12 protein-coding genes are annotated in these 16,988 nt (G+C 74.3%); 6 read left to right on the top strand and 6 right to left on the bottom strand.

The annotated features are described in order from the left end of the window. Window positions 1-457: 457 nt before the first annotated feature. Window positions 458-2,161: an ATP-dependent helicase gene (locus NUH29_RS05635; protein WP_258798052.1), complete on the bottom strand. Its 1,704-nt coding sequence runs from the start codon at window positions 2,159-2,161 to the stop codon at window positions 458-460. Then, window positions 2,158-3,126: an NAD(+) diphosphatase gene (nudC, locus tag NUH29_RS05630; RefSeq protein WP_258798051.1), complete on the bottom strand. Its 969-nt coding sequence runs from the start codon at window positions 3,124-3,126 to the stop codon at window positions 2,158-2,160. The genes NUH29_RS05635 and nudC overlap by 4 nt, the downstream gene beginning before the upstream one ends. Before the next feature lie 93 nt (window positions 3,127-3,219). On the opposite strand from nudC, the gene NUH29_RS05625 reads away from it, so the two are divergent. After that, complete coding sequence (locus tag NUH29_RS05625; RefSeq protein WP_258798050.1) at window positions 3,220-4,212, top strand: phosphotransferase; 993 nt, start codon at window positions 3,220-3,222, stop codon at window positions 4,210-4,212. Between the two features lie 284 nt (window positions 4,213-4,496). Here NUH29_RS05625 and NUH29_RS05620 read toward each other — a convergent pair whose 3' ends face one another. After that, window positions 4,497-5,837: an MFS transporter gene (locus NUH29_RS05620; protein WP_258798049.1), complete on the bottom strand. Its 1,341-nt coding sequence runs from the start codon at window positions 5,835-5,837 to the stop codon at window positions 4,497-4,499. A gap of 88 nt (window positions 5,838-5,925) precedes the next feature. Here NUH29_RS05620 and NUH29_RS05615 point away from each other — a divergent pair, with 88 nt between their 5' ends. Then, window positions 5,926-6,768: a LysR substrate-binding domain-containing protein gene (locus NUH29_RS05615; RefSeq protein ID WP_258798048.1), complete on the top strand. Its 843-nt coding sequence runs from the start codon at window positions 5,926-5,928 to the stop codon at window positions 6,766-6,768. A gap of 3 nt (window positions 6,769-6,771) precedes the next feature. Here NUH29_RS05615 and NUH29_RS05610 read toward each other — a convergent pair whose 3' ends face one another. Together NUH29_RS05610 and NUH29_RS05605 are read right to left on the bottom strand one after the other, a co-directional pair. Next, entirely contained in the window at window positions 6,772-9,978 is a 3,207-nt protein-coding gene (locus tag NUH29_RS05610; protein WP_258798047.1) for an ATP-dependent helicase, read from the bottom strand. Continuing rightward, window positions 9,971-13,117, bottom strand: a complete 3,147-nt coding sequence (locus NUH29_RS05605; RefSeq protein WP_258798045.1) for an ATP-dependent DNA helicase — start codon at window positions 13,115-13,117, stop codon at window positions 9,971-9,973. Before NUH29_RS05605 ends, NUH29_RS05610 begins: the two co-directional genes overlap by 8 nt. 102 nt (window positions 13,118-13,219) lie before the next feature. Between NUH29_RS05605 and NUH29_RS05600 the strand changes: the two genes are divergently transcribed. Both NUH29_RS05600 and NUH29_RS05595 read left to right on the top strand, forming a co-directional pair. After that, on the top strand, window positions 13,220-13,444 hold the full coding sequence (locus NUH29_RS05600) for a DUF3107 domain-containing protein (RefSeq protein ID WP_258798044.1): 225 nt from the start codon (window positions 13,220-13,222) through the stop codon (window positions 13,442-13,444). Window positions 13,445-13,469: 25 nt separating this feature from the next. Beyond that, window positions 13,470-13,766, top strand: a complete 297-nt coding sequence (locus NUH29_RS05595; protein ID WP_258798043.1) for a hypothetical protein — start codon at window positions 13,470-13,472, stop codon at window positions 13,764-13,766. Window positions 13,767-14,046: 280 nt separating this feature from the next. On the opposite strand, the gene NUH29_RS05590 is transcribed toward NUH29_RS05595, so the two are convergent. Then, window positions 14,047-14,760, bottom strand: coding sequence for a ferritin-like fold-containing protein (locus NUH29_RS05590; protein ID WP_258798042.1), 714 nt, complete (start codon window positions 14,758-14,760; stop codon window positions 14,047-14,049). Window positions 14,761-14,819: 59 nt separating this feature from the next. Here NUH29_RS05590 and NUH29_RS05585 point away from each other — a divergent pair, with 59 nt between their 5' ends. Beyond that, the gene (locus NUH29_RS05585; RefSeq protein ID WP_258798041.1) at window positions 14,820-16,277 is read left to right on the top strand and encodes a DEAD/DEAH box helicase; all 1,458 of its coding nucleotides are present in this window, start codon (window positions 14,820-14,822) and stop codon (window positions 16,275-16,277) included. 71 nt (window positions 16,278-16,348) lie between these two features. Further along, window positions 16,349-16,951 carry a hypothetical protein gene (locus NUH29_RS05580; protein ID WP_258798040.1) on the top strand — a complete coding sequence of 201 codons (603 nt, stop codon included), beginning with the start codon at window positions 16,349-16,351 and terminating at the stop codon, window positions 16,949-16,951. Window positions 16,952-16,988: the final 37 nt, after the last annotated feature.

Raw genomic sequence — 16,988 nt, 5'->3', positions numbered from 1 at the left:
GCATCCGCCCGCAAGGCCCTCGTCCTCGGCGACACCCCGACCGCCCGCTCCCTCGCGCGGCTGCTCGACGAGCTCGGCGTGCGCACCGACGACCCGACGGCGCCGGCCCTCGTGGTGCTCGTCGCCGACCGCATCGTCACCCCCGCCGACCATCGCGGGTGGCTGCAGCGCGACATCCCGCATCTTCCGATCATCACCGGCGACACGGCGATCACCGTCGGCCCCCTGGTCACGCCGGGTGAGTCCGCGTGCCTGCACTGCACCGCCCTCCACGAGCGCGACGCCGACCCCGCCTGGCCGGCCATCGCCGCGCAGTTGACCGGCCTCCGGCCGCCCGCCACGCACCCCGTGCGCACCGCGAGCGCACTCGCGATCGCGGCGCGCGTCGTCGTGGCCGCGCTCGACGGGGTCGCCGACGCCGGCCGTCGCATCCGCATCGCCGGCGACGGCGCCGAGATCACGGAGCGGGTCGTCGCCCCGCACCCGGAGTGCCGCTGCGCAGCTCCGCCAGGAACCGACTGGGCTCCCGGGGACGGGAGCGCAGACCCTCCGCCGACCAGTGCAGCGCGAGCGTCCGCCGCGCGCGCGTGAGCCCCACGTAGAGCAGCCGCCGCTCCTCGTCGATCGCCTCGAAACCGCGGGCGTGCGAGATCGGCAGCAGTCCCTCGCTCAGCCCGACCACGTGCACGTGGTCCCACTCGAGGCCCTTCGCGCCGTGCAGGGTGGACAGCGCCACGGACGCCATGGTCGGCTCGTGCCTGCTGCTCTGGCGCTCCTGCAGCTCGGCCACGAACTCGGCCAGGGTCGTGCCCTCGGACGCCTGATCCGCCAGCTCGACGAGCGCGTTCAGCGCCTCCCAGCGCTCCCGCACCGCGCCCTGGCTGTCGGGCGGCTGAACCGTCCAGCCGATCGACAGCGCGACATCCGCGACCGTCTCGTAGAGGCCCTTGGGCGACCCGGTGCGCGAGAGGCTCGTCAGCTCGAGCACCGCGCGCCGCACCACGTCGAGCTCGAAGAAGCGCGTACCGCCCTGCTGCCTCGAGCTGATGCCGCGGTCGGCGAGCGCCTTCTCGAGCACCCCGCCCTGCGCGTTGACGCGGTAGAGCACGGCGATCCGCTCCGGCGCGACACCGGCCGCGAGCTGGGCGGCCACCGCCTCCGCGACCCCGCCTGCCTCGTCGGCGTCGGAGTCCCAGCGGGTCACGGTCGGCTCCGCCGACGCCGCGTCGCCGTCGGCGGCGACCAGCTCGAGCGCGCCCGGGCGACCCCGCATGAGCCGGTTCGCGGCCGCGAGGATCGCGGGAGTCGAGCGGTGGTTGCGCTGCAGCCGCACCTCGGTCGCATCCGGGTACCGGCTCGCGAAGCCGAGCAGGTACTCGCTCGAGGCCCCGGCGAACGAGTAGATCGTCTGGGACGCGTCGCCCACCACGCACAGGTCGGTGCGGGGCCCCAGCCACAGCTCGAGCAGCTCCTGCTGCAGGGGCGACACGTCCTGGTACTCGTCGACCACGAAGAAGCGGTACTGCTCGCGCACCTGCTCGGCGACGCGGCGCTCCGCGTCGAGCATGCCGGCCGTCACGAGCAGCACGTCCTCGAAGTCGATGCGCCGCTGCTCGTCCTTCAGATCCTCGTAGCGCTGCTGCAGCTCGACCACCCCGCCGACCCCGAGGCCGGGCGGAAGGGCCCGGGAGACCGCGATCCGGCCGTATTCCTCCAACGGGATGCGTCGCACCTTGCGCCACTCGATCTCGGCCGCGACGTCGCGCAGCACCGCCGAATCGACCCGCATCCGCAGCGACTCCGCGGCCTGGCCGAGCAGGCGCGCCTTCCCGGGCAGCACCTCGGGGGTGCGCCCGCCGACCAGCTGCGGCCAGAAGAAGCTCAGCTGGGCGAGCGCCGCCGAGTGGAAGGTGCGCGCCGCGACCCCGCCGGCGCCGAGGGCGCGCAGCCGCCCGCGCAGCTCGCCCGCGGCACGGGTCGTGAAGGTGAGCGCCATGACGCGATCCGGCGCGTAGACGCCCGTCGCGACGCCGTGCGCGATGCGGTGCGTGAGCGTGCGGGTCTTGCCGGTGCCGGCACCCGCCAGGATGCACACCGGCCCCAGCAGGCGCGTGGCGGCCTCGCGCTGCTGCTCGTCGAGACCGTCGAGCAGCTCGCTCACCGCGACACCACGATCGGCCCGCCGAACCAGTCCTCGATGATCGCGCGCGCGATCGACGCGCCGCCCGGCAGCAGCACCGTGCCCGCGGCGGCCTCGGATGCCAGCTGCTCGCGCGTGAACCACCGCAGCTCCCGCAGCTCGGTGCCGTCCGGGCGCGGCTCGGTCGCCGAGCCCGGCGCGATCCGCGCCTCGAAACCGAGCATCAGGGAGGCGGGGAACGGCCACGGCTGGCTCCCCCGGTACTCGGGGTCCACCACCACCACCCCCGCCTCCTCGAAGATCTCGCGGATCACCGCCGCCTCGAGCGACTCCCCCGGCTCGACGAACCCCGCCAGCAACGAGAAGCGCCCGGCGTCCCACTCGACGTTCGAGCCCAGCAGGATGCGGTCGTCGTCGTCGAGCACCGCCACGATCACCGCGGGATCGGTGCGCGGATAGTGCTCGCGGCCCGTCGCGGGATCGACCCGCACCCAGCCCGCCTGGGCGACCGACGTCGGCTGACCGGTGGACGGCGAGAACGCCGCCGCCCGGTGCCAGTTCGCGAGCGCGAGCGCCTGCGTGAACAGTCCCGCATCGCGGGGGTCGAGCAGTGCGCCCACCCGCCGCAGATCGAGCCAGCTGCCCTGCGCGCCGAGGCGCACGGCATCCGCCTCCGACACCACCACCGCGATCACCGCCGCCCGCTCGTCGACGTCGGCGGATGCGGTGCGCGCGCGACCGAGGAAGACGGCTGCCTCGGGATCGACCTCCACGACGCTCGGGTCGACGAGCGCGAGAGCCCCCTCCGGCGTGCCGAGCGCGCGCCCCTCGTGCAAGACGAGGATGCGGGTCGCCGGATCCTCGGCGAGCGCCTCGATGCCGCCCGCACGCGAGAGGTAGTCGCGGTCGAGGTCGGAGCGCGAGAGGGCGGGCGCGAGCGGAGCGCGACCGGACGGGGTGCCGGGCTGCCGGGTCGAAGCGCTCATCCCATCCCATCCTGGCCGTGAGCCCACCGCGAGAACCGCGCATCGGGCGTGGCGTGCCGGGTGCCCGGGGCGGGGCAGACCTACCCTGTCGCCATGGCCAGATCCCACCTCACTCTAGCGGCGCTCGCCACCTCGGCCGTCGCGGAGCTCGACGTCGTGGGCGCCGCGCCGTTCGGCTCCGCCGGGCGCGGGGACTTCGACGCGGCCGTCATCACCGGACGCGACGGACGCCACTGGATCGTGCGCGTGCCGCGCTCCGAACGGGCCGAGCAGCAGCAGTCCGCCGACCTCGTCGCGCTGCGGGCGCTCAGCCAGGGCGTGCGCGCCCGACTGCCGTTCGAGGTGACCACCTTCGCCGGCCAGACACCCGTCGACGGCACGCGCGCCGTCGTCTCCGAGTTCGTCTACGGCACCCCGGTGACCCTCGCCGGGATCGACCTCGCCCTCGCCGACTCGATCGGCCAGGCCATCGCCCACCTCCACGCCCTCCCGACCAGCCTCGTCACCGACGCCGGACTCCCCATGCGCACGGCCGTCGACGCCCACCGGGCGGCCCTCGCCATCGTCGACCGCGCCGCCGCCACCGGGCTCGTGCCCGCCGCACTGCTGCAGCGCTGGGAGCAGGCCGGCGAAGACCAGGGACTGTGGCAGTACACGCCTGCGGTCGTCAACGGCGACCTCGGCGCCGGATCGTTCCTCGCCTCCGCGGGCGACGTCACGGGCGTGCTCGGCTGGCACGCGCTGCGCGTCGACGACCCGGCGCGCGACCTGTACTGGGCGCTCGGCACCCGACGCGACGGCATCGCCGACGCCGTCTTCGACGCCTACACCCGCGTGCGCGGCAGCGTCGACCGCCGCCTGCGCCAACGCGCCACGCTGCTCTCCGAGCTCGACGTGGCCCGCTGGCTGCTGCACGGAACCGAGCAGCGCGACACCACGATCGTCGACGACGCGGTCACGATGCTGTCGCGGCTCGTCGACGAACGCCTCGGCGACGCGACCGAGTCGATCTCGCCGCCGACCCTGCCGATCCTCGCGGTCGACGAAGTGGAAGCGCTGCTCGACCGCGCCGAGCGCGTCTCGTAGTACCCCTCGACGCTTCGCGGCGACGGGGATCCCCTTGCGCGGCGCATGCCCCCGCGCGCCTGGACGGCGCGCTCCCGCCCGGCCCGATGCCAGCGCCCCGCAAGCGAATCCCCGCCCCCGCTCCGCTCGGGTCCAGCCCGCGCTGGCGCGGCGCGAGCGAAGCGGAGGTGCGGGATCGTTTCGCGGACGCTGGCATCGGGACTGGCGGGAGCGCGCCACCGAAGGTGGCACGCGGGGGCATGCGTCCGCGAAACGATCCCGCGCCTCCGCGAAGCGTCGAGGGACTATGCGCGGACGATCGTGAGGAGGCGGCGGGGGCGGCGCAGGTCGACGCGGATGCGCAGCTGGTGGCGGCGGGCGAGCACGAGGCCGACGATCGCCGCCACGAGGACGGGCACGGCGCCCGCCACGAGGAAGGCGACGCGGCCGCCGAACGCCTCGGCGATCGCCCCCATCACGACGCCGCCCGCGGCCTGCCCGCCCATCAGCACCATGATGTAGAACGAGACCACGCGCCCCCGGATCGCGGGGTTCGTCGAGAGCTGGGTGAGCGCCTCGGCGCTCATCGCGAAGAGCAGCCGGCTCACGCCGATGCCGACGAGCGCCGACAGGAACACGGGATACCAGCCGTCCCAGCCCGCCAGCATCGTGATGCCCCCGTAGAGCAGCGCGAACCCGACCACGTCGCGCAGCCGCAGACTGCGTCGTCGCGACGAGAGGATCGCGCCGAGGAACGCACCGCCCGCGCACAGGGAGTTGTAGAGCCCGTACCCGGTGGCGCCGGTGCCGTAGGTGTCGTCCGCCGCGGCGGCGAGCAGCACGGGCAGGTTCATCCCGAACACCGACACGGCCGCGAGCAGCACGAGGGTCCAGCGGATGGCGGGCTTGCGCCAGGCGTAGCGCATCGCCTCGCGGATCTGGCCGCGCGAGCGCGGCTGCTTCGGGGTGGGCACCAGCTCGTGCCCGCGCATGAGCGAGATCGCGAGCACGGCGATCGCCGTCGTCCCCGCGTTGATGGCGATCGACCAGCCGGACCCGAGGGCGGCGATCAGCACCCCCGAGATCGCCGGGCCGAGCAGGCCGCCGAGGTGGAAGGTCGTCGCGTTGAGGCTGATCGCCCCGCGCAACCGCCGGGTGCCGACCATCTCCGAGACGAACGCGGAGCGGCTCGGGCCCTCGATCGCCCCCGCGACCCCGGTGACGGCCGCGATCAGCAGCACCTGCCACACGAGCACCGCACCGCTCAGCACGAGCACTGCGAGCACGCCGTTCGAGATCGTCGCGACCACCTGGGTGGTCAGCAGCACGTAGCGACGCGGCAGCCGATCCGAGAGCACGCCGGCCCAGGCGCCGAGCAGCAGGGTCGGCGCGAACTGCAGCGCCACGGCGAGCCCGACGAGGCGCACGTCGCCTGTCAGCTCCAGCACGAGCCAGTCGATCGCGACGCGCGCCATCCATCCGCCGGTGCTGCCCAGCATGAGGGCGCCCAGGTAGAGGCGGTAGTTGAAGACGGCGAGGGCGGCGAAGCTCTCGCGCAGGGTCGGGCGGCGGTCGAACACCGGGATCGGCTCGGTCAGCACGGGATAGTCGTCGCCGGATGCGGGGGGCGGCGGCGCGGATGACACGTCCTCCAGGCTAGGCAGGCGCGCCCATTATCTCGACTTATCCTGACTATAACTACCATTCGATTACCGAATGAGCGGAGGAATCCGGATGTTCGACCCCGCACTGCTGCGCACCTTCGTCGCCGTCGCCGACACCGCGAGCTTCACCCGCGCCGCCCAGCTGCTGGGCATCAGCCAGCCGACCGTCAGCCAGCAGGTGCGCAAGCTCGAGAACGCGGCGGGTCGCGTGCTCGTCGCCCGCGACACCCGCGCCGTGCGCCTCACCGACAACGGCGACGCGATGCTCGGATTCGCGCGCACCATCCTGGCGGCCCACGACGAGGCGGCGGCCTACTTCGTCGGCTCTGCGATGCGCGGGCGGCTGCGTTTCGGCGCGGCCGACGACCTCGCCCTCACCCACCTGCCGCAGGTGCTGCGCGACTTCCGGCAGCTGTACCCGCAGATCAACCTCGAGCTGACCGTCGGCCAGAGCGGGCAGCTCTCCCGCCGGCTCGACGCGGGGCATCTCGACCTGGTCTACGTCAAGCAGCAGCCGGGCAGCACCGAGGGGCGCACCGTGCGCCGCGAGCGACTCGTCTGGGTGGCGCACCGGTCGCTGCGCCTCGACCCGGATGCGACCGTGCCGCTCATCGCGTACCAGGCGCCCAGCCCGTCCCGGGACGCCGCCATCCACGAGCTCGAGGCCGCGGGACGCACCTGGCGCATCACCTGCAACGTGCGCGAGGTGAACGGCGCCCTCGCGGCGCTGCGCGCCGGCATCGGCGTCGCGGTCTTCCCCCGGGTGCTCATCCCCGACGACCTCGTCGAGGTCACCGGCACCTTCGACCTGCCGCGCCTCGGCGAGATCGACTTCGCACTGCTGTCGAATCCCCGGTCCGCGCGGGAGGCGGCCGAGGCGCTCGCGAACGCCATCCACGCCACGGCGCGCTAGCCGTCAGACCGGGAACGCCGCCCGCCAGCGTCCGAGCAGCTCGGCCTCCGTGTCGATGTGCTCGGGGCGGATGACGCGGTCATCGGCCACGAAGTAGAAGGCGGCGTCGATGAGGCTCGGATCGATGCCCGTCCAGTGCGCGTACGCGAGCCGGTAGAGGGCGAGCTGCAGCTGCTTGCGCTCGAGGTCGGCCTCGTCCTTGGGCGCCTTGCCGGTCTTCCAGTCGACCACCTCGAAGCGGTCGCCGTGCCGGTAGACGGCGTCGATCTTGCAGATCACCACCCGCCCGTCGAACGGGAGGTGGATCTCGCGCTCCACCTCGACCGGCTTCAGCTCGGCCCACGGCGACCGCTCGAAGGTCGCCTGCAACGCGGCCAGCCGCTCCGCGTCGACGAGCTCCCCGTCGTCGTCGCGCTCGAACGGTGCGGCGTCGAGTTCGTCCGAGCCGCCGATCCGGCCGTAGCGCTCCTCGACCCACGAGTGGAAGAGGGTGCCGAGGCGCGTCGCGCGGTAGGGGCGCTCGGGCATGGGGCGGCGCAGTTCCGCGGCCACGGCATCCGGGTCGGTCACGTAGTCCTTGAACGCGGATGCGGGGATGCGCACGGGAAGCGGCACGACGCCCTCGCGCGTGCGGCGGCGCTCGCGCTCCTCCAGCAGCAGCTCCGCCTCGCGCGCCCACGGTCCGACGAGCGCGGGACGGGCACCGCGGACCGCCGCCGCCGCCGCGTGCACGGCCGCGGCGCGGGTGCCGAAGGGGTCGTTCGGCCAGCGGGTCGACTGCGCCTCGCCGCCGGCGGGCGGCTCCTCGCTCGACGAGGCCGGCGGCGGGGCGTCGACGACCCCCGCCTGCGCGAGCTCGAGCAGGAAACCGCTCGGCGTACGCGGGCGCAGCTGCCCGCCCCAGAACGAACCGGTGACCAGCAGGCGGTCGCGTGCCCGGGTGACGGCCACGTACGCGAGGCGGCGCTCCTCGGCGCGGTAGTGCTCGACCACCTCGGCCCGGAACCGCTTCACCTCGTCGACGAACGCCTTGCGGCTGTCGACGGCGTCGAGGTCGAGGCGCGGCAGCTGGGCGCTGTCGCCGCGTTCCGGCCACGGGAAGCGACCGAACCCCAGCCAGCCGCCGTATCCCTCCACGGGGGCGGCGGGCAGCTCGCCCTCCACCCATCGCGGCACGGCCACCAGATCCCACTCCAGGCCCTTCGCGCCGTGGATGGTGAGCACCTGCACGGTGCCGGGCTCCGGGTCCTCGGGGCGGGGCGTGAGATCCTCCCGCTGCTCCGCCTCGCGCAGCCAGGCGAGGAACCCGCCGAGCGTCGCCGTCTCGGCGATCGCGAGGTAGCCCGACAGTGCGTCGAGCAGCGCGTCGAGGTTCGCCTCGCCCGCCGTGCGGGTCTCGTTGGCGGCGACCTCGATGTCGAGCCGCAGCTCGTGGGCCGTGAAGACGAGCAGGTCGGGGAGCTCGAGCCCGGTGCGCGCACGGAGCCGGTCGAAGGTGTCCGCCGCGGCGCGCAGGCGGGCGAGGCCCTCCGGGCTGAAATCAGCCAGAGCGCGATGACCCTCGGCGGCACGCCCGACGAACTCGAGGGCGTCGACGATCGAGCCGGTGTCGTCGCCCGCCACCGAGGCGCGCAGCCGCTCCTGCACCTCGTCGGACAGGATGCCGCTCTCGGCGCCGTCGTGACGGGCGAGCCAGCCCGCCACCTCGTGCAGCACGTCGAGATCGGCCACCCCGATGCGCCAGCGCACCCCCGCCAGCAGCCGCAGCAGCTCGAGTCCGGCATCCGGGTCGTCGAGCACCCGCAGCGCGCTCACCAGGTCGGCGATCTCGGGCTCGGCGAGCAGCCCGCCGACGCCGAGCACGTGATACGGAACGCCGGCCGCGCGCATCGCCTCCAGGAAGACGGGCTGGGTCTTGCGCGCCCGCAGCAGCAGGGCTGCGGATGCCGGCCGGCCGGACTCCCGCGCCGCCACGTCGAGCCGCGACCGCAGCCACGTCGCGACCGCGGTCGCCTCGTCGGCGACCGTCTCGGGGTACGCGGTGTCGACCGCGAAGCCGCTCGCGCCCGGACGGGGCGAGAGCGTGGGCACCTCGGCACCCTCCCCCGCGTCGGCCCCGACGAGCGTGTTGGCCGCGTCGAGGATGCGCGTGCCGTTGCGCCAGCTCGTCGCGAGGGTGAAACGGTCGGCGGGGCCGCCGTCGCGCCGACGGAAGCGCGGCCGGAACTCCCGCAGGTTCGCCGCGCTCGCCCCGCGCCATCCGTAGATCGACTGGTTGGGGTCGCCCACCGCCGTGACCGGCGTGCCCGCGAAGAGCTCGGCGAGCAGCTCGGTCTGCACGACCGAGGTGTCCTGGTACTCGTCGAGCAGCACGACCCGGAAGCGGGACCGCAGCTCGTCGACGGCATCGGGCCGGGCGCGCACGGCGTGCAGGGCGAGCACCACCTGGTCGGCGTAGTCGACGGCACCCCGGTCGCGCTTGGCGCGGTCGTAGGCCGCCGCCAGGTCGACGAGCAGCTCGAGCTGCGCGATCTCGTCCATCTGATCCAGCGCGTCGGCGTACTCCCCGCGGCCGCCGAGCGGCAGCTCGGACATCGCGGCGAAGCGCCGCCCGAGGGCGCGCACCCGCTCGGGATCGGCGTCGTTGTCGGCGATGCCGCGGGCGATCTGCAGCGTCGCCTCCACGACCCGGTCGAGCCGCTTGTCGAGCGTCTCGAGGCGCTCGTCCGTGCTGCGCACGACGACCGAGCGGGCGAGCTGCCAGGCGGCGGCCTCGCCCAGCACGACCCCGTCGCCGTCGCGCCCGAGCACGAGCGCGTTGTCGCGGAAGACGGCGCTCGCGAAGGAGTTGTAGGTCGAGATCTCGGGGGCGTCGAACAGGTCGTGGTCGTCGGGCGCGAGGCCCGCCGCGTGCAGCTCGCCGAGGCGCACCCGGATGCGCTCCGCGAGCTCGCCCGCCGCCTTGCGGGTGAAGGTGAGGCCGAGCACCTCCGCCGGCTTCACGTGTCCGTTGGCGACGAGCCAGAGCACGCGGTTCGCCATCGTCTCGGTCTTGCCCGACCCGGCCCCCGCGACGACGAGCGCCGGCTCGCGCGGATCCGCCTCGATGACGGCCTGCTGCTCGGGCGTCGGGTAGCGCACCGGCTCGCTCTGCACCTCGGCGAGCGCCTCGGCGATCCGGCGCGCCGACACGGGACCGACCTCAGTCATGGGTCACCTCCGGCACCCGGGGGAGCAGCGACTCGGGCACCGGCTTGCCGCGGAACTCCCGTGCCTCGCGCGGGCCCTCGAAGCTCGCGGCGGCCATCAGGCGGGAGGCCGAGAGGATGCGCTCCCGGAACCCGTCGAGCGCCGCGTCGTCGAGCACGAGCTGCACCCCCTCGCGGTAGAGCTTGCCGTTCACGCCCTGCTTGACGAACACGAGCTTCGCGCCCCCCGCCCGGTGCGGGCCGTGCGGCGCCAGGAACGCGTCGAGCACCCCCTCACGGTAGGCGAGCTGGTAGGTGGCGAGCTGCGGGTGCACGTCGATGACGGCCTGCTTCGTCTCGGGGCTCCCCGTCTTGAGGTCGACGATGACCACCTCGCCCGTGGGGGCGAGCTCGACGCGGTCGATGCTGCCCGAGACGAGCACGTCGTCGACCAGGGGGAAGCGGAAGCGCCCCTCCGCCGCGACGAGCTGCTTGCCGGCGGCCGCGAAGTCGCGCAGGTACTCGGAGAGGGCCCGCACGAGCGCGAGCGTCGCGCGCCGTTGGAACTCGGCGATCCACGCGGCGTCGAACGGCAGCTCCGGCCAGCGGCGCTCGACCTGCGCCCACAGCGCCTCGACATCCGGCGACTCGGCGGTCTCCATCGCCCAGTGCACGATCGTGCCGACGCTCATCGCGATCGACGAGCCGCCCCCCGCGAGTCGCGACACCGCCCAGTCCAGCGGCGACTCCTCGACGTTCGCGAGCTGCGACGGCGACACCGGCACCGGCTCGTCGGCGAACAGGGGCCGATCGGTCGAGGGCTCGCGCATGCCGAGCCACTCGTCGGGATCCGCACCCGGCACCCCGGCCTCGGCGAACCGCGCGAGCACGGATGCCGCCTCGCCCCGGTCGCGCGGCGCGCGCGGCGCCACGAGCTCGCGGCGCAGCATGCCCGTCAGCCCCCGCAGGGTGAGCGGTGCGGTGCTCAGCCGGGAGGCCGTCGGATCGCCCGGGCGCAGCAGCTCCTCGGCATCCGGGGCGAGCGAGAACAGCACGCTCGCCGTCTCGTCGTCGTTGTCAACCGCGGCGAGCACGACGCGCTCGGAGGCGCGCGACACCGCGAGCGCGAACATGCGCAGCTCGTCGTCGAGCACGAGCTTGCGCTCGTCGATGGCGGCGATGTCGCGGCCCTCGAGCGCGCGCACGAGGCGCTGCGGAGCGAGCAGCGAGCCCCGCGGCCGCAGGTTCGGCCAGGCACCGTCCTGCAGGGCGGCCACCACGACCGTGCGGAACTCGAGCCCCACGAGGGCCGACGGGGTCGCGACGAGCACGGCCTCCTCGGCACGGGTCGGGGCGAGCAGGTCGTCGGCGATGTCGGAGTCGAGCACGTGCTCGAGGAACTCGAGCGCCCCCTCGGTGGGGCGCTGCTCGACGAAGCGCTGGGCGGCCGCGAACAGCGCCACCACTCCGTCGAGGTCGCGATTGGCCTCGGCGGCCTCGATGCCGGCGCCGAGGGCCTGCCGACGCCAGCGCTCGGCGACCCCGCTGCGCTCCCACGCCGTCCACAGCAGCTCCTCGATGGTCGCCGTGGTCGCGGCGTCGCGCAGCACGGCGAGGGTCTCGGCGAGACGGGCGGCCCGCCGCGCCGCGCGCCCCTCGATCGTCGCGAGGCGGCCGGGAGCGGCGAGGGCGTCGACGACCAGCTCCGCACCCGGCCGGATGCCGCCGCCCGCGAGCTCCTCGTGGCGCAGCGCCAGCCGCAGGCGGCGGAGCCCCAGCGGGTCGAGGCCGCCGTAGGGCCCCGTGAGCAGCTCGGCGGCGACCTCGGCGTCGAGCTCGCGTCGGCCGATGCCCACCTCGACGAGCGCGAGCAGCGCGCGGGGGGCGGGGTCGTCGCGCAGCGGGGTGCCGCGACCCGTCGTGCGCGTCGGAACCTCGGCGCGCGACAGGGCGCGCGCGATCGCCGGGATCTGCGCACCCGACCGCACCACGACGACGAGGCTCGACCACGGCGCGCCGTGCAGCAGATGCTCCTCGCGCAGCACGCGGGCGATCGCCGCCGCCTGCCGGGCGGGGGTGGTGGCGCGGATGGTCGCCACCGGAGGGCGGTCGGCCGACGCGTCGCCGGTCTCCGGCGGGGAGGCTCGACGCTGCGGACCCGCGGCCGCGGTGCCGATGCGCTCCACCGTGCGCGAGACGAGGGCGCGCAGCTGCGCACCCCCGCGGTGCACGGTGCCGAGCACGAGCCGGTCGCCCGCGGCGAGGCCGAGCGCCGCCGAGAAGCGGCCGACGGCATCCGCCTCGCCGCCGCGGAACGCGTTGGCGGCGACGTCCGGGTCGCCGAAGGCGATGATCGCGACACCCCGCTCCGCGAGCGCGCGGAGCACCGCCATGGTCGACTCCGTCGCCTCCTGCAGATCGTCGACGAGCACGAGACGCAGGGCCGAGATGCGGTCGTCCGCACCGCCCTCGCGGATGGCGCGCACCGCGAACCCCACGAGCTCGGCGGCGTCGAACTGGTCGGGACGGTTCTGCGCCTGCAGCGCCGCGTACTCGCGCATGAACTCGGCGGCCGCCGCCCAGTCCGGGCGCCCCGCCTCGCGCGCGAGCCGCGCCACGCCCGCGGCGTCGGCGCCGTGCTCGCTCGCGCGAGCCATGAACTCGCGCAGCTCGCTGCGGAAGCCGCGCAGGCCCCGCACCTCGGGCACGAGCGGATCGGGCCACCGGGGGCCGGTGCCGTCGGCGAGGTGGCCGGCGAGGTAGGCGGCGATGTCGGCGTCCTGCTCGGTGCCGGTCAGCAGCCGGGGTGCGGGGCGCCCCGCGGCGCGCGCCGCAGCCCCCACCACCTCGAAGGCGAGCGACGCGACGGTGCGCGCGAGGGGCCCGTCGGTGGGCACGCCGATGCGGCGCGCCAGCCGGTCGCGGAGTCGGGCGGCCGAGGCGCGCGACGGCGCGAGCACGAGCAGCTGCTCGGGCCGCCACCCGCGCGCGACGCGATCGGCGACGAGCTCGACGAGGGTCGTGGTCTTGCCCGTGCCGGGTGCACCCAGCACGGCCGCGGATGCGTCGTCCGGCAGGGCGACGACGGCGGCCTGCGAGGTGTCGAGCACGACCTCGTCGTCGCTCGCGGGCGCGTCGACGCCGAAGCGGGTACCGGGCATGCCGCTACCGTATCGGGCCGCTGCGACACCGCATCAGGGCGCCGGTTTCCGCCCACGGTGAACGCTCCCGACGCCGCCTCCGGCATCCTCTACGCTCGACACGTGGACATTCGCATCGGTATCGCCAACACCGCCCGCGAGCTCTCGTTCGAGAGCGCGCAGACCGCCGCAGAGGTCGAGAAGACCGTCGCCGCGGCGCTCGACTCGGACGCGAAGTTCCTGAGCCTCACCGACGACAAGGGCAAGCTCTACGTCGTGCCGGTCGCCGCACTCGCCTACATCGAGATCGGCGGCGGCGAGTCCCGTCGCGTCGGCTTCGTCGCGTAGCGCCCGGGCCGCATAGGATCCTCGCGTGGAGATCGTCTTCGTCACCTTCATCGGCGCGGGCATCGGCGCGATCCTGCGCTACCTCGTGCCGGGACGCCGCTCGTACGGCCTCGCCCTGCTCCCCGCGGTGGGGGCGGCGCTGACCGCGGGCGTCTGGGCCGTGCTGGTCTGGTTCGGCTGGCCGTTCGACGGCGGCTGGATCTGGACCGTCTCGATCACCGCCGGGATCGTCGTCGACCTGCTCGTCGCCGTGCTGCTGCCGCGAGCCCGCGACGCCGCCGACGCCCGCGCGCTGCACTCCCTCACAGGCGGCCGCCTCTAGGCGCTGCGCGCCCGCGCGGCGGCCGCCTCGAGGTCGCCCGCCGGTTCCGCCACCCGTCGGCACGGATCCCGCTCGAGTCCGTCGGCATCCCGAATCAAGGAGATGCGCAACCCGAGTCAAGGAACGCGCCTCGCTCTGGGGCGACATCCGCCACTCCCGTCGACTCGGCTCACACCGACTCCTTGATTCGGGTTGCCGGGATCCTTGATTTGGGAGAACGAGACCGGACCGAGAACCCGACCGGGACCGGCGTCGACCGCGGATGCGGCTGCAGCGAGCGCTACGCGGTGAGGCCGAGCTTGTCCATGCGGCGGGTGTGGGCCGCGATGAGCTCGGTGAACACCGGGTCGACGCGCTCCTCCACCGAGACGGTCGGATGCTGCTCGATCGCGAGGCGCGCCACCAGCATCGTGTCGCCGACGAGACGACGCCCCCACATCGCCAGACGCGAGGCGAGGCGCGGGTTCTCCTCGATGGCGAGCCGCAGCTCCTCGACGAGCACGTCCTCGCCGTCGCGGCTCTGCAGCAGCTCGGCCGAGCGGTCGTCGAGGTCGTCCGGCAGCCCGGCGGCGAGGCCCGCGAAGAAGTCGAGCAGGAAGCCGTTCGTGAGGTAGCAGGTCACGAGGATCTCGTACCAGTCGGCGCCCTTGGTTCGGCGCTGGTACTCGTCCAGCGGCACCCGGAACGGCTCCATCTCGACGGCGGGGTCGACGCCGAGGCGGGTGAGCTCCGCCGCGAGGCCCTCGTGCATCCGCAGCATCTCGGCTGCGGCACGCGCGAGGCGCGACTTGGCGTCGGTGGAGGGGGCGGTGGTGACGGCGCGCCCGAGGTTCTCGAACAGCACGAGCGTCAGATACGCGGTCTGGCCGAGGAATCGGGCGGGAGACGGGGCGAGCTCGCGCAGCTCCACGCGGGCGACGGCGACCGCCTCCGACCGCGGGGCCACATGCAGGGTCCCCGGGCGCGGACGCGAGCGACGACGGAACCAGGCCACCGGCCCAGTGTAGGCGAGCCCGGTAGACTGGAATCCTCCCCTACCCAGACAGGTATTCCTTGACTTTCCGCGATCTCAACATCGACGAGGACATCGTCGCCGCGCTCGAGGCGAAGGGCATCGTCGATCCCTTCCCGATCCAGACGCAGACCATCCCGCTCGGCCTCTCCAAGCAGGACATCATCGGCCAGGCCAAGACCGGCACCGGCAAGACCTTCGGCTTCGGCCTGCCGGTCATCCAGGCGCTCGGCGAGAACCCCGAGCCGGGCGTGAAGGCGCTCATCGTCGTGCCGACCCGCGAGCTCTGCGTGCAGGTCGCCGAGGACCTCGAGCTCGCCTCCTCCAACCGCCCCACCCAGGTCGTCGCCATCTACGGCGGCAAGGCCTACGAGGGGCAGGTCGAGGCGCTCAAGGCCGGCGCGCAGATCGTCGTCGGCACCCCCGGGCGCCTGCTCGACCTCGCCGGCCAGCGCCTGCTCTCCCTCAAGGAGGTGCAGGTGATGGTGCTCGACGAGGCCGACAAGATGCTCGACCTCGGCTTCCTGCCGGATGTCGAGAAGCTGTTCGCGCAGACCCCGCCGGCCCGCCACACCATGCTGTTCTCGGCCACGATGCCCGGCCCCGTGGTCGCCCTCGCCCGCCGCTTCATGAACCGGCCGATCCACATCCGCGCGAACGACCCCGACGAGGGGCTCACGCAGGCCAACATCAAGCACGTCATCTACCGGGCCCACGCGCTCGACAAGGACGAGGTGATCTCGCGCATCCTGCAGGCCGAGGGCCGCGGCAAGACCGTGATCTTCACCCGCACCAAGCGCGCCGCAGCCAAGCTCGTCGAAGAGCTCAACGACCGCGGCTTCAACGCGGGCGCCGTGCACGGCGACATGAGCCAGGATGCGCGCGAGCGCTCGATGGCGGCGTTCAAGGCCGGCAAGAAGGACATCCTCATCGCGACGGATGTGGCGGCGCGCGGTATCGACGTCAACGACGTCACCCACGTCATCAACCACACCGTGCCCGACGACCCCGACACCTACCTGCACCGCGCGGGACGCACCGGCCGTGCCGGCAAGACCGGCATCGCCGTGACCTTCGTCGACTGGGACGACATGCACAAGTGGGGCCTCATCAACCGCGGTCTCGACTTCGGCATCCCGGAGCCCACCGAGACCTACTCGTCGTCGCCGCACCTGTACACCGATCTCGACATCCCCGAGGGCACCAAGGGGCGGATCGCGCCGCCGAAGCCCGTCGCGGCGCGCCCGCCCCGCGACGGCGCCGCATCGGGCGGCTCCGGCTCCGGTGAGGGCCGCAGCCGCACGCGTCGCCGCACCCGCGGAGGCTCGGGCGGCGGCACCGCCGCCACGACGGCCGCCCCGCGTGCCGAGGGCGCGGGCACCCACGACGGCAAGGGCACCGAGCACCACGACGGCAACGCGGCGCCCGCGAAGCGCCGGCGCCGTCGCCGCAGCGGCTCGAGTGCGGGCGGCGCGCCCACTCCCCCGCCCGCCGGCTGAGCGTCCGCGCTTTGCCCGCGCGGCGCGGCTCGCGATACTGAGAGCTCAGCCGCACGCGAGGAGGTCCGCCCATGCGCGTCCTCCGCGCGTCCGGTGTCGCGGCGGCTGCGTGCGCCGTGCTCGTGCTGACGGGTTGCGGCGCCCCCGACGACGCGGAGACCCCGATCGGCCGCGACGCGGCCTCCGACTACCGCTGCCTCGCCGAGCACTCCCCCTGGATCGTCGACCTGGACGCCGCCTACGACGCCTGGCGGGATGCCGCGGCCCAGGGGGTGGGCGTCCGCGCCGGCGACGTGACGGGGAGCGCCCGGCTGAGCTTCACCGGTTCGGCCGACCCGCGCTGGCGTTTCAGCGCGGAACGGGTCGCCTACGAGCTGTTCCTCGACGACGGCAGCCGTGAGTCGACGACCGTCTCCGGTGAGTACTCGGGCGACTACCGCCTGAGCCCCTCCGGCGGGATGCTCGTGCTCACGAGCGTGCGGGTCGACGCGGCGGACTCCGCTGCGACGGCGACCGCCGCCGACGGCACGAGCGGAGCGGTCACCGTGCCCGCACCCGCCTTCCCCTGGGATGCGGGAGCCGGCGCCTCGCTCGCCTTCACCTGCACCGAGCACCGCCTGATCGTCGACGCGGTCGGCGGGATCCCGAGCAACTGGAACCTCTACCCGGAGTGAGCGTCAACCTCGGCGGGCCCGGGCTCCGTCGGTGGGG

Source organism: Protaetiibacter mangrovi (assembly GCF_024752305.1).
Classification (GTDB): domain Bacteria; phylum Actinomycetota; class Actinomycetes; order Actinomycetales; family Microbacteriaceae; genus Homoserinibacter; species Homoserinibacter mangrovi.
The sequence above is the reverse complement of the archived record's forward strand: the minus strand, read 5'-3'. Positions and strand labels throughout refer to the sequence as shown.